Origin of the sequence: Coleofasciculaceae cyanobacterium (assembly GCA_036703275.1) — a bacterium.
GTDB lineage: Bacteria > Cyanobacteriota > Cyanobacteriia > Cyanobacteriales > Xenococcaceae > Waterburya.
On record DATNPK010000067.1, the window covers coordinates 1 to 18,669 of the forward strand.

An 18,669-nucleotide genomic window follows, 5' to 3' on the forward strand; every position below is an offset into this window, starting at 1 on the left:
CATAGGGTTCGATTGGAGTGTCCTAAAGGACGACGCGAAGCTAGTGCCGTGGCATACCGCTTCGCATATAGTTACTTTTAATCAAACCTTTTTCTTCTCTACTTTTGCCAGTCTTTTTTTTCTTTTTTGTCCCGTACAGAGGGCCGATTTACATAATAAGCAGGCGATCGCATTTTGGGAAACGGAAAGGAAAAATCGATCTTATTTGTTTGAGTTGTAGAAGTAGAAAGCAAAGCCAGAAATTTACTAACTGGATTGTTTAGAGAGCTTTTGTTTGGTTGCGACTGAGATACGTATATTCCTGCTGCTAGAGCAAATTCTTGGAGAGTAATTGAGACGAAATGATATTTTAGGGCAAATAGATTTCATTCACTCTTTATTTGAGATAGCTGTGTAAAAAAGAGGATTAATTAGAGGATTTTAAGTTCTTTCTTTACTTTTTTACTTTTTCTCCTCTTTTTGCAACACTACCCAAATTGAATTAGTTTAAGTGAGATAATAAAATTTAAAAGGAAGTCTCCCGACCACAAATCAGAAATTATGAAAACGATTGTTAAACTTAAAATTGAACGATTTGAAGAACAAGGACAAGAATATTTTGTTGCCACTAGTGATGATATACAGGGATTAGTTGCCGAAGGCAATACAGTAGAAGAAGCAGTAGCTATAGCAGAAGATCTTGCTCATCACCTTCTATAACTTGATCGTCAGCAAGAAAATGTAACAACAAATTTTCAAGTAATGCCACAACAGTTTGAATACCCTTTAATTATTGAGGTTTAATGGGTAGATTAGCAGGTTTTTCTTATCGAGAGGTAACTCGAAAAATGCGTCAACTTGGGTTTTAATTTTATCGTTTTAGTAAGGGCGGCCATGAAATTTGGATTAATCCAGTTACCAATTTAAGAACTGTAATTCCGCATCACAGAGAAATTAGAGAAGGAACTTTAAGATATATTTTGAAACAAGCTCAAGTTCAAGTAGAGGATTTTTTCAAAGCTTAATTTTTAACCCAATACGACCAATGAATATAATTAATCCTGGAACATACATCAAAAAACCATCTATATTGATGCACACTTTTAAATACCTCTGTATTAATGACTAATCAGAACAAAGTTACTAATGCCAGTTGCGATAAGCCTACGGCATGGCTACGCTACGCGATTTGATTTTGATTTGGCTTGGTGGCAAATCGAACACCACCCAAGTTAGTTATAACAGTACGGTTACTAAAAAATAGTCAGCCACAATGAAAGAATTATCGGCAAAGATACAGTGCTGAGCAAAATGCTACTGGCTGCCACATTTTGATTCAAATTATATACTTCGGCTAAAATCAAACTGGCAAAAGCAGTAGGCATACCAGACATTAGCACTAATACCAAACAACTATCTCCTTTTATACCAAAACAGGTTAATAGTATTCCAGTCATACCAGGTAAAATAATCATCTTGATGATGGCAGGAAAAATTCCCCAGCGCAAATTTTGCCATTGCTGAAGTTTACTCAATTGCATTCCAATTAAAATGAAAGCTCCAGGCACGACTAATAAAACCGCTTGCGAAAGAGCTGTCTCAATTAGATCGGGTAGAGGCAAATTTCGACTAGTATAGCCATAAGCAAATGCCCATAGAGAAGGCAAGAACAACAGCTTTTGTAGTTGATCTAACCAATTACTTTGAGTCTCAAAATGACTATACTGATCTGCTACTAGCACCCCTAACCCATAGCTGCCTAAAATATTGTGAGCAACTGCATATAAAACAATCCAGCTCCAATAGTTTTGATCGACCAAAGGCGGTATTAAAGCTAAACCGACAAAGCCTGTATTGCCTAAAATAGAGGCAAGAATAAAACTGCCTATCCCAGTATTGGTTATTGGTAGCGGTATTTGCTCGATTCTGCGGGTTGCTGAGAAAGCCGATTTAACTTTAACCGAAGAACTTTGTGACTGACTCGATGCCAATACTTGAGGGTGATCTTTAACGCATAATTCTTTAAATGAACGCAAGATAGACAAAGCTAATGCCAAACCTAACAACAGCACCAGTACTGTAACAATAGGCGGCAGCCAGGCTATCTGCTCAAAATTAGATTTCCGTGCTAAGAAAAAAATTTGTAGGGGTACGCCAAGCCAGTAAAGTGAGAGACTTAGAAGTTTAGAGATGTTAGCGTTAACTATTCGCTCTCGGTAGATTATTACTCCAACAACTGACCATAATACACTCTGCAAGATAATCAGCATTTGCTCTCCTAACAAAAATATAGCAACAAATTATCATTTAATAGATGGGTTTAAAACCTCGGCAAAAGAGCCGATTGTGTTTACACCCTAATGTTATGGATGCAAGCACTTTCGACGCACGATCTTCACGTACCAAGGGTTCTAGCTGTTGTATAATAATTACAGAAACAAAAATCACGTTTCTAATCAGTACTTTGAAAACTAGCGATATAGGGTTCTGTTCAGGAGTGCTTGAATAGGTAAAATCTTTAAGCCACAAAGTTAGAAGAAATTCTTCGCTGTCCTTTAGGACGACGCGAAGGACGCGCCTCCAGGCGCTAATCCTTTAGGGCTAGTGTGACCGAAGGGAATCCTTTAGGGCTTTAGCATACCGCTTCGCATATAGCGACGGGCTGTCAGGAACAGGCTACCTAAAACGGTAGTAAAAAGCTTGTGGATCAGGCTCTGGCGGGGAAATAAATATTTTGTCTCTTGTTATCCAGGGATGAATCAAGAATCCCCTCGCCTTTTAGGCAGTGGAGTGTCAACTAATAACTTTCCCGATAATTCTCAGTATTTGTAAAAAAATATTAAGCATATTTAAATTAGATAACAACAATCAAGTATTAATTGGCAACGAGCATACATTATTTAGACCAAATACTATTTTGTCAAATAGGTTAACTCACAAATTTTCAAGATGGTATTTTTAGTAAGTATTTATTACTAAGTATTCTATTTACTTCTTGTTCCTGATCTTAAAATAGCTCAATTTTTCCAATAACTGTATCTATTTTTTTGCGTTTAATGTATTATGTTCTAATCTTAAAAAATTATATTTAATGGTAATATGGATGACTAGTAACCAAAATTCGCACTGCCAATAGTTAGTATTTAAACTTTGTCTGAATTGATAGACTTATTAAATGTTTAAAAATGTTTAAATAGGTGCGTTACTATCAGAATCTTGGTGAATAGGTTCTGATAGTTTTCAAATTCTCAATATTGTTCAAAATTACACATATTGGCACATATGGCGAACAGTTTGTAATGGTTATGCTGGAGTAAACCTTAGATCCTGGAGTTTTGGAGGCGATCGCTTTTTATAGTTTGGAGCTAGTCTAATGCGTTTAGCTCATGTCTGCATTAAATTAATTTAAAAAATAAAAGCGATCGCTCTACTTAAAAGCGATTGCTCTTATTTCTATCTAACTCAACAACTTTATATCAGCAGAATTAAATATTGATTTAATTAACCCACGGCATTAGAATAGTTTTCCGATTCCGAGTAGGGTTTGGCAAAAATCATTCTACCTGCGGATGTTTGCAGAGAAGATGTAACTATTACCTGAATTTCTCCGCCAACGCTTCCACTTCCTTGCTCTACTACCACCATTGTGCCATCATCCAGATAACCAATTCCCTGTTCGGGTTCTTTACCCTGTTTGAGAATCTTCACCTCTAAATTGTCACCAGGAAGGTAAATGGGTCGAAGCGATCGCGCCAGATCGTTAATATTCAGAATTTGGACTTTTTGCAGATTTGCCACCTTGCTTAAATTGTAGTCATTAGTTAATAAAGTACCGCTAATTTCTTGGGCTAAACTTACCAGCTTGGCATCTACGGTATCAATTTCTTCATAATCTGCTTTGTTGATGACAATGCGATTAGGATAATCTTGCTGCATCTGGTTCAAAATGTCTAAGCCTCTTCTCCCGCGAATTCGCTTTTGAGAATTGCTAGCGTCTGCTAAGTTTTGTAATTCTTGAAGCACAAACTGAGGAATTAAAATTTGCCCTTCTAAAAATCCAGTTTTGAGCAGTTCTTCAACTCTGCCGTCAATAATACAGCTAGTATCAAGAATTTTAGTTGGCATAGCCTCTAACGTCCCTTCTGCCACCAGCATGGATTCAATACTATTAGGATTAATTAGTCGCAAAAAAGTTCGTCCATGAGCATCAGCTAAACTAATGCCCAAATAAGAAAACATAATACTTCCTAATACGGCAAAGGTTGGTTTAAAAAAGCTCAGTTCTTTGGGGATAGGCAATAAAAAAACTGGGGCTAACATCAGGTTAGCTACTAGTAAACCCATCACTAATCCGATCGCTCTAGTGATGATAATCTCAATCTTAGTATTACGGATCTGATTTTCTAAGCGACGATAGGTAGTCTGTACCGCCACTCCAACACCCAAACCAATAATGGTAGCGAATCCAGCAATTACAAAGCGCAAGGCTTCGATATTAGATACGCCTTCGAGGATATCGTTAGGTAGCAGCTGTAACCCATCAAACCCGATGTTTACGGCTGCGATAATGCAAATGATAATTATGATGGCATCAACCATTGTTTTAGTTGAATAAAATGATATTTAAATATATTTCTTCTTTACTGTAGTAAATTCTCGATGATAGTGTAAAAAATCTCTGGGAGTTCTTAATATTACCCAAAAAAATTTGATGACTAAAATTAGTCTCTATAATTCAGATATAGGTACATTTTTACCGCCAATTAACATCATAAATTTGCGCCGATAAATCATACTCAACACAATTGTTTAGGTGTTGGAATATTTAGCAATGACTAAAAATATATCTTTAATTAATTCTCATTTTTCTGCCCATTTGGTAGTCGATTCTGTTCTAGCAATTCCTCAGGCGGCTTATATACATATTCCTTTTTGTCGTCGCCGTTGCTATTATTGCGATTTTCCCATTTCGGTAGTGGGCGATCGCGCACAATCGTCATCTAAGATGATTGAAGACTATATTGCTGCTTTAATTAAGGATATTGAATTAGCATCATCCAGCCCACAGCCTGTGAATACGGTTTTTTTTGGCGGTGGTACACCTTCATTATTATCTCCTCAACAATTAGAGCAAATTATTCAGGCGATCGCCTTACATTTGGGAATTGCTAATCAGGCTGAGATTTCGATGGAAATCGATCCAGGTACTTTTGATCGCGATCGGCTACTGGGATACTTGGACGCGGGAGTAAATAGATTTAGCCTGGGGGTACAAACTTTTGATGAGTCATTACTAAAAGTGTGCGGTAGATCTCACACTCTGGCTGATGTGATGCAGGCGGTAGATGTTATCAAACAATTAGGAATAGATAATTTCAGCTTGGATCTGATTTCAGGCTTACCCCATCAAACCCTAGAACACTGTCAGACTTCTTTAGAACAGGCGATCGCGATCGCGCCGAAGCATTTGTCTTGCTACGACTTAGTACTAGAACCCGTTACTGCCTTTGGCAAACAATATCAGCCAGGAAAAACACCTCTACCTAATGATGATGATACTGCCCAGATGTATCGGCTCACTCAAAAAACTTTGACGGCTGCGGGATACGAACACTACGAAGTATCTAATTACGCGCGAGCAGGCTATCAATGTCGCCACAACCGAGTGTATTGGGAGAATCAACCTTATTACGGTTTTGGTATGGGTGCAGCCAGCTATGTAGCACAGAAAAGATTTAGTCGTCCCCGCACTCGCCGAGAATATTACGCTTGGCTAGAAGCTGGAGCAATTATTGATACGCCAGAAATATCTGCTACAGATTATCTACTTGAAACTTTAATGTTAGGTTTGCGTTTAGCCTCAGGTATCGATCTATCCCAGTTTAGTCAGCATACTCTAGAGGTTATTTGGTCATGTTTAAAGCCTTACTGCGATCAAGGATGGGTAGAGGTAGTAGATCGTGAGGGAAATCTACTTGATTTAAAGAATCGAGACTCGATAAATAATCTATCTGGAAGATTACTTTTGAACGATCCTGAAGGATTTCTCTTTTCTAATACCATCCTGTCTAGTTTGTTTGAAAAGCTAGAGTAAACGCTACTCCGCCTGGAAATAAATACACCAAGGCGATCGCCTTAACTAAAGCGATCGCCTAATCTGATTAACCTTTGAGCTAAAAACTACATTACGACTTTCTTTGCCAAACCCAAAGCACGCAATACTTGAATTGCTCCCCAGGTAGCATCTATTTCCCACCAACGTTGACCAGCTTTAGCGACGCGAGGATTATAGTGGTGATTATTGTGCCAGCCTTCACCGTAAGCTAGGATACCAACCCACCAGAGGTTAAGCGAACCGTCGTCACATTCAAAGTTTTTGTAACCCCAGAAGTGTGTTGCGGAGTTGACGAACCAAGTACAGTGCCATAATGTTGCGGTACGGACGAAGATACCATAAATAACCCAAGACCAACCGCCCAAGGCTAGCAGAACGAAGCCAAGAACTACCTGAAGTAAGATAAAGTTCTTGTTTAACCAACGGTAGTAAGGATCTCTGTCGGTGCGGGGTGCATATTTTTTGTACTGGTCATAGTCGAAGTACTTGTTTTCCGCGTATACCAACCAGCCCATATGACTCCACCAAAAACCTTTTTTCGCCGAATGAGGATCGCGATCGTTATCTTCGGTATGAGCATGATGCAGGCTATGTCCTGCTACCCAGAAGATTGGACCACCTTGTAGTGCTAGTGCGCCACAGGTAACTAAAATGCGTTCTAGCCATTTGGGAACTTCTAAACTGCGGTGAGTCAAGATGCGGTGGTATGCCAAACAGATGCCAATACTGCCCGTTAGCCAGTGGAGAAAAACTGCTACTCCCAAGGCAGACCAAGAAAAAAACCAAGGCGCACTCAAAGCGATTAAGTGAACAGCTCCGAAGACGAAAATATTTAGCCAGCTTGGCTTTAACTTTTCTTCTGGTTGAGCCGATGTCTGGCTCTTGGAAGCAATTAATTGCTGTGTCATTTACTAACTTGTCCTATAAATATTTTGAAGTTATAAAGCCTTAGAGCTTTAGCAACTACGCGCTTGGCGTACTCTGTAGGACTCCTACTCAGCCTATATCAAAGTTATTAACTAGGTTTTGCAAGTGTCGCTTACATATTCAAAGTGTAGCAACTATTAATTTTTTCTGCAAGCGGTACTTACATTATTTCGGTTTAAACTTGTAGACAAAGATGTAAACGAAGAAAAGATCCGTACAACTAAAATAGAGATAAATAGTTGAAATTAGTCCTATTTCGGCAACTCGGCATCAATAAAATTAAACATCTAAAACTATCAGTTGCTTATCTATCATTGGTTAGGTATTTGCCGATTTTTCCCATAACGTCTTGCTTATTTTGCCTAAATATCGAGTCAATTTTTATGTCTATTCCCCCCCGAAAGTCCACCAAAGCGCGTTTGATTGAAGCTGCCCTAGATTTATTTGCCGAAAGGGGAGTGACCGAAACAACCACCAAAGCTGTTGCCGAACGCGCTCGGGTTAACGAAGTCACGCTGTTTCGTAATTTTGGCAACAAGTACCGCTTACTTTTGGCAGTGATCCAGGATTCGGCAGTATTTGCCAAGCTAGTTCATGCTTTAGTTGAGCAAGCCAATGCCAAAGATAATGTCGCCGATTTTTTGCGAGAATATGCTCGAGAAAGTCTGCGTACCCTAAATAAAGCCCCAGATTTAGTTCGTTCTATTGTGGGCGAAGCAGGTAACTATCCTAGAGAAAATAGAATGGCGTTGGGCAAAGGGTTGAGTGAAGCTAATCGCTATGTAGCAGAATATTTAGAACAAGCGATCGCAGCAGAAAATTTGGAGAGTAATTTAAGTCCCGAACAGATAGTTAACCTGTTTAATTTCTTACTAATCGGCTATTTTGTCATTGAATCGAGTACCGAGGATTATACTTATTGGTCTGAGCAAGATGATTTGTTAGAGAGCATAGTAACTTTGTTTTTACAAGGTTCTTTCACCTCATTAAACAGCCAGCTTCAAGTTAGCGAAACTAGTATTATCAAGGTTAAGCCAGAAGAAGTAGCTGATTTGCCAGCCAGCCTGGTGCGATCGCTGTTTCGCAAAGCCAAAAAAACAGGCAAACAGGAATATGCTCTAATTTACGTGTTGTTTGGGGCGGGGCTATCTGCCACAGAAGTTTTACACCTAGAGCGATTGCATTCAGTAGTCGAACCACACCAGCATATTCTACAGATCAATTATGGCGCAGAGCGACAAGTACCCCTAAATCATTGGGTGATGGGTTTTCGTTATGGCTCAACCAGTACCAATCCTTTAATTCAATGGTTGAAAAGTCGCAAGGATGAGCAGCCAGCGATTTTTATCAATGAAGCAAGCAACGCTATCACCGCAGCCGAACTACAAACTACTTGGCAAAATTTAACCGCAGATCTGTTAACTCCTCAAGGAGAGACTCCTGTAATAGAACAAGCTAGAAAAACTTGGTGTGTAGAGATGTTGATGCGAGGCATAGAATTAGAAGACTTAAGTATTCTCAGCGGAATAAATGTTAAGCATCTAGAGCAATATGCTCAAAGAGCAAGAAACAAAGCAGCATTAGAATTAGCAGCGCGTCTTGATAAGAAAGCTTGATTTTTAATGAATTCAACTAGAAACTTACCGTAATAACAATGCTGACTAATATTAGTAGAGCGATCGCAATTATTCCTCGATTGCGATACAGCCAGTTTTTTATTCCTGTCCAACCCAGTTGACTCGCAGGAGTATCTATTTTTGCTACCAAAGGAGTTGCGGAATCGTGAAATAAAATACAGCTTTTAGCATAGGGGCGTTGAGGAAAATTACAGGTGTCATCCAGGTGATAGGTACAGCGATCGCATAACCAAGTCTCATCTTCAGACTGATACAGGGGAATACTGGGATGACCAAAAGCTTTTAAAAGATTTTTACAGTGAGGACAAGTTACTGCCTGAGAATCTACAGATTGTTTACACTTAGGACAGTTAGGCATTACGGAAAGAATTAGAGATAAGGGATAAATGATTAAGTAGCAAGTAGCAAGTAGCGAAATATTGCTAACTGATTACTACGCAAAGCCTCAGCGATCGTTATTTGGCGGGAAATTTACGAATTTGAAATTCTTTACTTTCGGTCATTTTATAGTTGATGTTCATTTCTCTCATGATGGCAGAAAATTTTTGTTCTATAGCAGCCAAATCTTTGGCAGGGATAGACTTCCATTGTTCGCGAGTTTGCCAACGGATTGTAAAAATTACTCGTTCTGGTGCTAAGGGGTCAATCCAAACTTCTTTACCCAAGAATCCAGGATAAGTCGCTAGAGAAGCCGTCCAAATTGCCTCATCTTTTTGAATAAACTGTTCTCGCGATTTTGAATCTACCCTAAATTTAAGCCATTCAATAACCATACAATTCTGCAAAAAGATCGATAATATTTATATTGAAATATTCTACGATCTAATAGCATAGTAAATAAATTTGAGGAAACAAGATAATGGACAATCGCAACGACTGGTTAAGACAGCTATTAATGTTAGGTGTAGGCACAACTTCTTTGGTGGCGGAGAAAATTAGAGAGGTTAGTGACGAGTGGGTAAAAGATGGCAAAATTAATCCCGAGCAAGCAAAATCTTTTGTAGACGATTTTATGTCTCAGCTTAATACAGAATCAGGCAGCGTCAAACAGCAAGCTGAGCGGCAAATGAAAAATATGCTGCAAGATTTAGGAGTCCCCCGTCAGGCAGAAATGGATGAACTACGAGGACGGATCGATCGCTTGGAACGTCAATTAAGAGATCTAGAAAATAAAAATTGGCGTTAGCAAGCTGCCTGATTGAGCAGTATTTTTAGCATGATTGACTAAAAAAGGGACACAATTGTTGCCATCGGCTAGTATTGAGACTACAAATTTGATGATGTTTGTATTTTCCTCATTAAAGTACGACAGGCTAAATAAAAACAAGGCTCTAAATCTATATCTTAGTAAGAATTGAATTCTTATGGATTCTAGACCATATCCCTTTTAAAGGACGAATCTGTGATTACATTAACTTTATTTACATCCTCTTCAATTAGTAGCGGTTCAAAGCTGGACATTTAATGATGAACCAACTATCAAAATTGGCCGTGCGACCGACAATGATGTATTTCTCCTCAGCGCTATAGTATCTCGCTATCATGTTGAAATTAGAAAGTCAGGAGAAGACTGGGAAGTGATTAATGTGGGTGCTAATGGTACTTTTATTGACGGTAAACGCGTCGAGCAGACTAAAGCGATCGATGGAATGATATTTTGTCTGGCTAATGCTGACCCGAAAATTTTGATTAATATTAATCTTAAATCTGAATCAAATCAAGCTCGCTCGGATTCAGATCGAAAAAGGATAACATAACCAACAGTCCATAAAGTCAAGACCTACTTTAATTAATGAAGGGGAGACAAAGTTGCTATAGTAAGCTCTGTATATGTTTACTTACTCTCAAACCTTGGCAATCAAATGGGAGCGAACTTGATATTTTTAACATTAGTGCCGCCACCCATCACCAACATATATCCATTCCTAATACCCGTGTAGTTTCGTATAATCCCGTCCTAAAATAACTGCGTCTTGGTCTATTCTGACTTTCAAAAAGTCAAAAATCAGCAACAAAATTTTTCTCCAGCAGGGTTAGTCTTTTGATAGCAACTTCTTGGGTCCATACTGCCAGATAAATGGAGCTAATACCAGCAAAATTACTATTAACAGAGAAGCTACGCCAACTTGAGTAAACCAGCTCACAATTTGCTCTAAAGAAACTGCTTTTCCCAAGAAAAAAGCAATACTGACAATAGTGGTTGACCAGACCGCAGCACCACCAAAATTACAAAGCAAAAATTGCTTATAGGGCATTTTGGTAATACCAGCCAAAGGGCCGGCAAATATTCTGAGTAAAGTAACAAAGCGACCAAAAAAGACAGCTTGAACAGCATTTTGACTGTAGCGATCTTTAGCTTGCTCTAACTGTTGCTCTTGAAGGCGAAAAATACGCCCAATTTTCACCAAAAGCTGCCAACCACCGACTCGACCAACCCAGTAACCAAAATTATCTCCTAAAACTGCGCCAGCGATCGCGCTACTCAAAACTAACCAGTAGTTTAATTCGCCACTTCCCGACAAAAAACCGCCTACAATTACAATAGTTTCTCCAGGCAAAGGAATTCCCATATTTTCGATGGCAATCCCCAAAAACACTGCCCAGTATCCGTAAAGGCGTGCAAGTTCTTCTAAGGTATCTAAAGTAAATAGCTCAATCGACATCCAGCGCCTTAACCACGATTAATGATTTTCTTTATCTTGACGCGGATGACGCAAGAGTGTCAATACAAGGATTATTTAAGGAAAGTTTAACAACATAATTTAGCGGCAATTTTAAGTTAAATTTTAGGTTGGAACAGCTTCGCCTGGACGCAGTTTTGACCATTTTCCCGTTTCTTGAACAAAGCTTTGACAGCCGACTACATCCCATTCCATTTCAATAGTCTCGCCTTGTGTCCGAATATTGACGTTAATGCTGGGTTCGGTTGGCTCAAAGGTAGGATTTTCGGTCAGATGGGGTTGTTGGTGCTGAGTCTCCACCGCATTATAAGTTTCGCAGCGGTCAACATAGTGGCAGTTAATACAGATACACATATTTTTCTAACTGAACTTCATGCTTTAATTGTTAATCTAGCTCAGACCGCAACCGAATGGATAAGTTTAGTTAAATAAGTTTAGATGGATGTAGCACAAATAAAGTCATATTTAGCGCAGGTCAATTTTCCCTGCGATTTGAATCAATTGCCGTCTACTGCTTATTTGGTGGGAGGTTCAGTACGAGATGCCTTATTGCAGCGTAATAAAGTTCCTCTAGATTTAGACTTTGTGCTGCCCAAAAAAGCGATCGCGACTGCCAAAGGGATTGCTAATCAATATAAGGGTGGTTTCGTGGTTTTAGATGAGGCAAGAGAAATTGCTAGGGTGGTGTTTGCGCAAGGTACGCTAGATTTAGCTCGACAAGAAGGATCGAGCTTAGAAACAGATTTAGCTCGACGAGATTTTACTATTAATGCGATCGCCTATAATATTCAAACACAAAAGTTAGTCGATCCCTTGGGAGGATTAGAAGATTTAGCCAAAGGTAGCTTGCGCATGGTTTCTGCTGAAAACCTTGAGGACGATCCGTTAAGATTGCTTCGGGCATATCGTCAGGCAGCACAGCTAAACTTTACCATTGAAGCCGAGACAAGAGCCACAATTAGCGATCGCGCTGCCTTATTAAAGACCATTGCTGCCGAGAGAGTTCAAGCAGAATTAAACTATATCTTTACTGCACCCCAGGGGAATAAATGGCTAGTAGCAGCTATCGAAGATGGTTTGCTCAAGTTTTGGCTGCCAAATATCGATCTTGAGCGGGTAAAAATAAAGCAGTTGGATAATGTTGCCAAAGGCATTAAATATTGTTTTGAGTCTGGTTTGGAGCTGCCTGAATTATCTATCCTGGCTAAATTAGCCACTCTAGTTTCTCTTGACCCCAACACAGCGGAAATCGAATTGACTAAACTGAAATATGCTCGCGCTCAAATCAAAGCTGTAACTAAGACGGTCAAGTACTTACCACAATTGCAGCAGCTGACTAATTCCATGAGCCTGCGGGAACAGTACTTTTGGTTTTTAGAAGTCAAGGATATTTTTCCTGTTTTGATAGCTAGAGCGATCGCCATGGGAGTATCTTTAAAAATTATCACTCCTCTGATTCAACGTTATTTAGATCCGCTGGATCGAATTGCTCACCCAAAATGTTTAGTCACAGGTAACGATTTAATCCGCGAATTAAACCTTAAACCTTCCCCCGTCATCGGTAAACTGCTGACACAAATCCAAATAGCCCAGATCGAAGCAAAAATCTTTACATCGCAACAGGCTATAGACTTTGCTAGCTCTGTCTTGCAATCTGATAGATCAGAGTAAACTTCGGGCAAAATAATCCACTCTTACAGTTCTAATAACTCTTGTCTCAAGCGATAAATAAGCGTATTCGGTTCAACTTGAGATAATATTTCTTGAATTAGGGTTGAAGCCCCCATTTCGCCCCAGGTGCAGCCTTGTTCTAAATATATCTGTGCCACCCGACCGATTACGTAAGTTCCATATCCAGCGATCGCTCCCTGGAGGGTGGCAGTACCCAAATAAGCGGTAATTGCGCCTGTGCTATCAAATCCGCTCGTCAAAACTGCCCCGCTTTTACCTACACCTAAAAATAAGCTGCTGCCGAATTCTCCCAGTAATAATCCACCAGAACTGGCAATAATTCGCCTCAATAAGTTTCCTGCCTCGTAAGTAGTGATTGGCAGACCGTATAGCTTAGACAGAGAACGAATTAGGGCTAAATCGGCTACCAGACCGCCAATTAAATCCACAATAATAATCGGATTTAGAGCGACGGCGATCGCTTTATAACGGGCATACTTATCAATAATTTTCTGAGCTTGGGACTGACGAAGTTCAATTGTCTTGTAGGCAATGTTTAGCTGTGCATCTCTAGCCTGTACCAAAGCATTTAATGCTAACAACGATTTACCCTCCTGTTGCAAAATTTGCGCCAAAGCTGACTGCAATTCTTCTATTTGAGGCTCTGGATATTCCCAGGTATTTTCTACAGTACCGTCTAGCGATTCGGTTCTAACCTGTATCGGTTGAGGTTTAGCAGCTACCATAACAATTTCGTGGGGCATAATAATATCCTCTAAATTGCCTTGGCTGTGGGTAGCATTGAGCTGCTGTAGCTGTCGATAAATCTTGTGACGATCTTGATCGGGATAGAGATCGATCTTATTAAATACCAAGATCAAAGGCTTTTGAGTGTTTCTCAACTCACGCAAAGCTTCATACTCAGTTCGAGTAATATCTCCTGATACCACAAACAGAATTAAGTCTGATTTTTGGGCAATTTCTCGCGCCATTATCGCTCTGGCTTCTCCTGCCACTTCATCTAAACCAGGAGTATCAATTAACTCAGCGTTTAGCCCTAGCTCTGGCAAAGGATTCCAGCGCAAAATAGTCAGAGATTGCGTCACACCGTGAAGTGGACCAGTGGTTACTACTTCTTTTTCTAGCAGAGCGTTAATTAAAGATGATTTACCACAGCTCACCAAACCAAAGGTGCTGATACGAATTGCCTTGCGGTCTAGCTTATCTAAAGCATTTTGGAGAGATTTTAAATCGCTTCTGACTGCGGCTTGAAGGCGATCGTCTGGAGGAGAACCGCCATGACGGCGAAAACCAGAATACCAAGAAATTGCCTGTTGTAGGCTAGCATGAGCCTGATTTAGTTGAGCTTCCTGCCTCGATGTTTTTTTGCTCACGGTAAAATAATGCGCTTGATGTGAATTAACCTGATTGATAGTAATTAAATTAATTAAAAAGTGACAGATTGCTGCTTTATTTCTAGTTCTTATTTTGCTTAAACGTTAAATCTAAAGCTCCTTTGGGATAAACAATACGCTTGTGATTAAACTGTTGCCAAACACGAACAAAAACTTCGGCAACAATTGGTAGCTCATCATAACCCAATCCGCTATCGATTAACTGGCTATCTTGCCAACGAGACTTGAAAATCTTTTGTACTGTATTCAAAGCTTGTTTGGGAGTCGCATCTCGCAGCGATCGCAACGCTGCCTCGCAGCCATCTGCCAGCATCATAATTCCCGCTTCTCTTGATTGAGGAACTGGCCCAACATAGCGAAAGTCTGATTCTATTACCGTCGTTCCCTCTGCCTCAGCTCTTTTTTTTGCCTGATAATAAAAATAGGCGATTAATAAAGTTCCTTGATGTTCGGGAATAAAATCACGAATTGCTTTGGGCAGACCATATTTACGAGCCATGATCAATCCTTCACTGACGTGCTGTTTAATTATTTCGACACTGATGCAAGGATCGTCAATTTCGTCGTGTTTATTTGGTCCACCCATTTGGTTTTCAATAAACCCTAGAGGATCGTGCATTTTGCCAATATCATGATACAAAGTTCCTGCTCTAACCAGTTCGACATTACAGTTCAATTCTCTAGCAGCAGCTTCCGCCAGAGAAGCGACAAACATCGTGTGTTGAAACGTACCTGGTGCCTCAGTCGCCAATCTTTTAAGTAGAGGCAAATTAGGATTAGATAGTTCTGCCAAACGAATTGGCGTAATCAGATCGAAAAAGCGTTCCAAATAGGGAGATATGCCGATCGCGATCACAATCCAAGCAACTCCAAATAAACCACAGACAATGGCATCAGGTAAAATTGCTGACCAAATACTAGCAGGACTAGCACTTACAATTAAATTGGTGGCTAAATAAACGGCTATTTGAGATAAGCCCACGGCAATGCCCAATCTAGCTATGGCTTCGCGCGATCGCAATCTTCCAGCGAAAATAGCAGCAATCAATCCGCCAACTACTCCTGCTAAGAGATAAGTAGACCCTAACGTTTGATTACTAAATATTACTAGTCCAGTCACTAATCCAACTTCACAAATAGCCAGCGTCGGAGTATAAAAACTACTAACCAATAATCCAATGGCTGGCAGACTGGTATAGGGAATTTCCAAAACGCTTAACAAAGGCGCGCTTATACCCAGCAAACACAATAATAGGTAGTCGCGATGGCGGATCGAGGTATAGATTTTGCTTTGAATGACTAAAAATATACCGACAATTGCAGTGACGAAAACTGCCGACTGTCTTAATCCTCGCCAGTTAATACCGCGCCGACTCAGTTTAAAACCGTCCAAAAGTACAAAATCTGCTTGAGAAATTCTCGCTCCCTCCTCGACGATAACTTCTCCCTGTTCAACTTCTACTAAAACCGAGTCGATCGCCATGGCAGCTTTCTCGGCAATGTTGCGGGTAGCATTTTTGTCTTCTTCTAAATTTGGCTTGAGAATTCCCAGTAATAAATTACTCGACAAACGCTCGGTTTCCTCGGGTATGTCGGGATTAATCTGTGCTGTAACTGCTTGTTCCAAAAGGTTTGAGGGAATGCCCATCGGAATTCCCTGAGCTAAAATTCGCTCGACAGCCAGCAAAATTGTATTTTTGGTTGCTTTCCACTCTTTTTCGGTCAAATCTAACAGAATGATCGACTCTTTTTCATCTAAATACTCAGTTTTTCCCCGCGCCAGCTTTTTCCAGGCTTGAGAATAGCGATAACGAGTCAAAGTAATTTGAGCGATGAGAGTATTAAATTCAGTTTCTGAGGTTTTGCTTCGATATTTCTGTAGCTCTGAAGCAGCTTTTTGCAAGCCGGTATTAAAGTCTGGTCTTTGCTCTAAAGAAAAACTCTTGCTATTTTGGTCGGTTAATTCTGAATCAATATTCTGTGCTACCGAAGCCAAAACTGCTTTAAATTCTAATTCAGGACACAAACGAATATATCTTTGACTGGCTAAAGATAGGTCTTCTGTGTCGGTAAAAGGAAAAGGAGCCGTGGTTTTTCTAAGTTCGTCAATACTTTGAATGTATGAATCTAGCGTGCTTTTGATTTCCGCTGTTAATGATTCATTCTGCTGGAGAATAGGAACAATAGCCGTTTGTACTTCTTTGCGTTTTTCTAAGGTAGTTTTAGTATCTTCAAATTCCGCTGCATAAGGAGCTTTGATAGTTAAGGGAGAAATTTTACCTACGGTCAACTGTGGCTGATTGTAAAATCGATAGCCAACCACGCTGGTTAAAGCAATTATACCCAGGGTCAACATCAGTAAGAAATCTTTCAGATTGGTTTGATGATTTTTTCTTCTTGACTGCCCAAAACTCGATCTGCCCGTAAATTTAAGCGACTTTCTTTCCTTAGAGCTTTTTCCCCACCAAAAAACTCCTTGGTGTTGATACCTGTATCGCCATTCCTCAATTTTTTGGATTAGTGAATGCCAGCTTTTCATCATAGGTGAGGATTGTTAGAAGCGATTGAATCGCCATGCTTAATTTTGGTCGAAACTCATGATTTTGATGACAGAGTAGTTAATATCTGTCAAATATTTCTCTCCAAAATGTTTTTGACCATAACACTATTAAACTTGCTCAATCTAAAAACTAGGAAAATAAGATTTAGCTTGCCAAAAGATTCTTATAGAAACCGATGATTTTTTTCCTCCGAAGGCAGAGTACCGTTCACTTTTACTATACAGTTGGCTATGGATATTTTAAAAAGCTGAATTTAGATTGATTTTGAGCTACCTTTAATCCAGAAAAGATTTTTGAGAAATAATCCTTAAAGCCTTGCGTGGCTGAATAATCTGGGGAGAGGCGACAGCATAAAGTTGCTGATTAAATAACTTACAGTTGCTATTTATCGAATATACTCCTAGCCAAGACTCAAATAACTTTATTGCTATTTGGCTTTCTAAACGATAAATTGAGTTTTGATTTGCAATCGCCCTCCACCTCCAGGGAATTAGTGATATACCATTATATGCTCCAGACAAAGTACCGGTAAGAGCAGCCGTTAACCAGGCTATATTTGGCTCAAGGCTGGCAGTCCTTTGAATCGATAGTCGGAAATCATTAGGAGTTGTCGTAAAACAATACCAGGATAAAGCGATCGCCTTTTGCCAAGAATTACCCCTTGACGGTAATTCTTCGGTCAGTTGATGCAGGCTTGTTCCACTTTTAGCTGCCTCCGTGACTATCTCTAGCATTTCTATCAATAAAGTTTTTTCCACCTCGGCAATATTTGTTGTTCGTCTAATTATCGACTTAACGTTTATATCTGGCTTAAATTTATTATTTAAAACTGTGGTTAATAAACAGCTCCATATTAATATGTCTATTCTAATTTCGGCATTTTTCTGGGAATTTGCTGACTTTAAGTTATATTGAGCGATAATTTTGCTCAAAAAATTCAGATTAGCACCATAAAAAATGATTAAAGATAACAAAAATAGCAGACTGCTACCGCATTCGGCTTGCCGATCATCTTTGCTGGTAGCATTTTGAAGAATGGCTAACTGTTGACCAATGTCTTTAGCTGAAAGATTTTCAGTTGTCAGCACAATCTGGGCTATTTTCTCTCGCTCCACTAGCCAGTTTTGCGTTGGAAAATTAATGATTTTAGTTTGAGCGCAACAGCCTTTTTGATTGGCTAAAGCTTGTCCGATTACGCTGCCCAACCAAATTCCTTGAAATCGGTCAAAAGTACTAATGCTCATATGATTCATCTCACAATTGAGAACTGTAATCTTTAGCAATGGATAAAAATCAATATAATGTATTCAGAAACTAATTATAATTATCATAAACTTAATGTTAGTTACCACAACCGATACAATTCAAAACCAAGTCATCGCAGCCTATTTAGGGGTGGTTACCGCCGAAGTGGTTTATGGTACTAACGTCCTCAGGGATTTTTTCGCTGGAATTAGGGATACCATCGGTGGGCGCACTGGAAGCTATGAAAGAGTGTTTGAAAAAGGTCAGCAAAAAGCGATTGATGAACTCATACAGCGCGCAAGTAAGTTGAATGCAGATGCAGTCATTGGTATTGAAATAGATACGGGAACAATTAATGTTGATGAGAAAGGAGTACTACTTTTAATCACCGCGACAGGAACAGCAGTTAAATTAGGCTAGCTTTGGGCGATCGCATCT

18 protein-coding genes are annotated in these 18,669 nt (G+C 39.6%); 8 read left to right on the plus strand and 10 right to left on the minus strand.

Translation table 11 applies throughout. The features are described from left to right. Both V6C71_11875 and V6C71_11880 read left to right on the plus strand, forming a co-directional pair. The coding region (locus V6C71_11875; protein HEY9769173.1) for a hypothetical protein at positions 1-220 on the plus strand (220 nt) is incomplete at its 5' end. A gap of 320 nt (positions 221-540) precedes the next feature. Then, positions 541-699 (plus strand): DUF1902 domain-containing protein, encoded by a 159-nt coding sequence (locus tag V6C71_11880; protein HEY9769174.1) that lies wholly within the window; start codon positions 541-543, stop codon positions 697-699. A 533-nt stretch (positions 700-1,232) separates the two neighbouring features. Here V6C71_11880 and V6C71_11885 read toward each other — a convergent pair. Continuing rightward, positions 1,233-2,249: an AEC family transporter gene (locus V6C71_11885; protein ID HEY9769175.1), complete on the minus strand. Its 1,017-nt coding sequence runs from the start codon at positions 2,247-2,249 to the stop codon at positions 1,233-1,235. Between the two features lie 1,231 nt (positions 2,250-3,480). Further along, positions 3,481-4,578, minus strand: coding sequence for a PIN/TRAM domain-containing protein (locus V6C71_11890; GenBank protein ID HEY9769176.1), 1,098 nt, complete (start codon positions 4,576-4,578; stop codon positions 3,481-3,483). Positions 4,579-4,810: 232 nt separating this feature from the next. Here V6C71_11890 and hemW point away from each other — a divergent pair, with 232 nt between their 5' ends. Then, complete coding sequence (hemW, locus tag V6C71_11895) at positions 4,811-6,073, plus strand: radical SAM family heme chaperone HemW (protein ID HEY9769177.1); 1,263 nt, start codon at positions 4,811-4,813, stop codon at positions 6,071-6,073. A gap of 86 nt (positions 6,074-6,159) precedes the next feature. Here the strand turns inward: hemW and V6C71_11900 are convergent, their stop codons facing one another. Then, positions 6,160-7,002: a fatty acid desaturase gene (locus V6C71_11900; protein HEY9769178.1), complete on the minus strand. Its 843-nt coding sequence runs from the start codon at positions 7,000-7,002 to the stop codon at positions 6,160-6,162. Between the two features lie 402 nt (positions 7,003-7,404). Here V6C71_11900 and V6C71_11905 point away from each other — a divergent pair, with 402 nt between their 5' ends. Further along, positions 7,405-8,637, plus strand: coding sequence for a TetR/AcrR family transcriptional regulator (locus tag V6C71_11905; protein HEY9769179.1), 1,233 nt, complete (start codon positions 7,405-7,407; stop codon positions 8,635-8,637). 16 nt (positions 8,638-8,653) lie between these two features. Here V6C71_11905 and V6C71_11910 read toward each other — a convergent pair whose 3' ends face one another. Continuing rightward, complete coding sequence (locus V6C71_11910) at positions 8,654-9,016, minus strand: hypothetical protein (GenBank protein ID HEY9769180.1); 363 nt, start codon at positions 9,014-9,016, stop codon at positions 8,654-8,656. 97 nt (positions 9,017-9,113) lie between these two features. Continuing rightward, on the minus strand, positions 9,114-9,431 hold the full coding sequence (locus tag V6C71_11915) for a TIGR03792 family protein (GenBank protein HEY9769181.1): 318 nt from the start codon (positions 9,429-9,431) through the stop codon (positions 9,114-9,116). Between the two features lie 86 nt (positions 9,432-9,517). On the opposite strand from V6C71_11915, the gene V6C71_11920 reads away from it, so the two are divergent. Further along, complete coding sequence (locus V6C71_11920) at positions 9,518-9,844, plus strand: phasin family protein (protein HEY9769182.1); 327 nt, start codon at positions 9,518-9,520, stop codon at positions 9,842-9,844. A 340-nt stretch (positions 9,845-10,184) separates the two neighbouring features. Then, a complete protein-coding gene (locus tag V6C71_11925; GenBank protein HEY9769183.1) occupies positions 10,185-10,415 on the plus strand; it encodes an FHA domain-containing protein in 231 nt (76 codons plus the stop codon). A gap of 276 nt (positions 10,416-10,691) precedes the next feature. Here V6C71_11925 and V6C71_11930 read toward each other — a convergent pair whose 3' ends face one another. Then, positions 10,692-11,321, minus strand: coding sequence for a DedA family protein (locus tag V6C71_11930; protein HEY9769184.1), 630 nt, complete (start codon positions 11,319-11,321; stop codon positions 10,692-10,694). Between the two features lie 123 nt (positions 11,322-11,444). Continuing rightward, complete coding sequence (locus tag V6C71_11935; GenBank protein ID HEY9769185.1) at positions 11,445-11,693, minus strand: Ycf34 family protein; 249 nt, start codon at positions 11,691-11,693, stop codon at positions 11,445-11,447. Between the two features lie 84 nt (positions 11,694-11,777). Here V6C71_11935 and V6C71_11940 point away from each other — a divergent pair, with 84 nt between their 5' ends. Further along, complete coding sequence (locus V6C71_11940) at positions 11,778-13,010, plus strand: CCA tRNA nucleotidyltransferase (GenBank protein HEY9769186.1); 1,233 nt, start codon at positions 11,778-11,780, stop codon at positions 13,008-13,010. Between the two features lie 23 nt (positions 13,011-13,033). On the opposite strand, the gene V6C71_11945 is transcribed toward V6C71_11940, so the two are convergent. The 3 genes from V6C71_11945 to V6C71_11955 all read right to left on the minus strand — a co-directional run bounded on the left by V6C71_11945 (position 13,034) and on the right by V6C71_11955 (position 18,230). After that, on the minus strand, positions 13,034-14,404 hold the full coding sequence (locus tag V6C71_11945) for a GTP-binding protein (protein ID HEY9769187.1): 1,371 nt from the start codon (positions 14,402-14,404) through the stop codon (positions 13,034-13,036). Positions 14,405-14,486: 82 nt separating this feature from the next. Then, positions 14,487-16,967, minus strand: coding sequence for an HDIG domain-containing metalloprotein (locus V6C71_11950; protein ID HEY9769188.1), 2,481 nt, complete (start codon positions 16,965-16,967; stop codon positions 14,487-14,489). A 294-nt stretch (positions 16,968-17,261) separates the two neighbouring features. Beyond that, a complete protein-coding gene (locus tag V6C71_11955; GenBank protein ID HEY9769189.1) occupies positions 17,262-18,230 on the minus strand; it encodes an ADP-ribosylglycohydrolase family protein in 969 nt (322 codons plus the stop codon). 94 nt (positions 18,231-18,324) lie between these two features. On the opposite strand from V6C71_11955, the gene V6C71_11960 reads away from it, so the two are divergent. After that, the gene (locus V6C71_11960) at positions 18,325-18,651 is read left to right on the plus strand and encodes a YbjQ family protein (GenBank protein HEY9769190.1); all 327 of its coding nucleotides are present in this window, start codon (positions 18,325-18,327) and stop codon (positions 18,649-18,651) included. The last annotated feature ends 18 nt before the right edge of the window (positions 18,652-18,669 follow it).

Excerpts from the sequence above, each read along its gene's own strand:
- V6C71_11880 (HEY9769174.1), top strand. The coding sequence starts at position 541 with ATGAAAACGATTGTTAAACTTAAAATTGAACGATTTGAAGAACAAGGA.
- V6C71_11885 (HEY9769175.1), bottom strand. The coding sequence starts at position 2,249 with ATGCTGATTATCTTGCAGAGTGTATTATGGTCAGTTGTTGGAGTAATA.
- V6C71_11890 (HEY9769176.1), bottom strand. The coding sequence starts at position 4,578 with ATGGTTGATGCCATCATAATTATCATTTGCATTATCGCAGCCGTAAAC.
- hemW (HEY9769177.1), top strand. The coding sequence starts at position 4,811 with ATGACTAAAAATATATCTTTAATTAATTCTCATTTTTCTGCCCATTTG.
- V6C71_11900 (HEY9769178.1), bottom strand. The coding sequence starts at position 7,002 with ATGACACAGCAATTAATTGCTTCCAAGAGCCAGACATCGGCTCAACCA.
- V6C71_11905 (HEY9769179.1), top strand. The coding sequence starts at position 7,405 with ATGTCTATTCCCCCCCGAAAGTCCACCAAAGCGCGTTTGATTGAAGCT.
- V6C71_11910 (HEY9769180.1), bottom strand. The coding sequence starts at position 9,016 with ATGCCTAACTGTCCTAAGTGTAAACAATCTGTAGATTCTCAGGCAGTA.
- V6C71_11915 (HEY9769181.1), bottom strand. The coding sequence starts at position 9,431 with ATGGTTATTGAATGGCTTAAATTTAGGGTAGATTCAAAATCGCGAGAA.
- V6C71_11920 (HEY9769182.1), top strand. The coding sequence starts at position 9,518 with ATGGACAATCGCAACGACTGGTTAAGACAGCTATTAATGTTAGGTGTA.
- V6C71_11930 (HEY9769184.1), bottom strand. The coding sequence starts at position 11,321 with ATGTCGATTGAGCTATTTACTTTAGATACCTTAGAAGAACTTGCACGC.
- V6C71_11935 (HEY9769185.1), bottom strand. The coding sequence starts at position 11,693 with ATGTGTATCTGTATTAACTGCCACTATGTTGACCGCTGCGAAACTTAT.
- V6C71_11940 (HEY9769186.1), top strand. The coding sequence starts at position 11,778 with ATGGATGTAGCACAAATAAAGTCATATTTAGCGCAGGTCAATTTTCCC.
- V6C71_11950 (HEY9769188.1), bottom strand. The coding sequence starts at position 16,967 with ATGATGAAAAGCTGGCATTCACTAATCCAAAAAATTGAGGAATGGCGA.
- V6C71_11955 (HEY9769189.1), bottom strand. The coding sequence starts at position 18,230 with ATGAGCATTAGTACTTTTGACCGATTTCAAGGAATTTGGTTGGGCAGC.
- V6C71_11960 (HEY9769190.1), top strand. The coding sequence starts at position 18,325 with ATGTTAGTTACCACAACCGATACAATTCAAAACCAAGTCATCGCAGCC.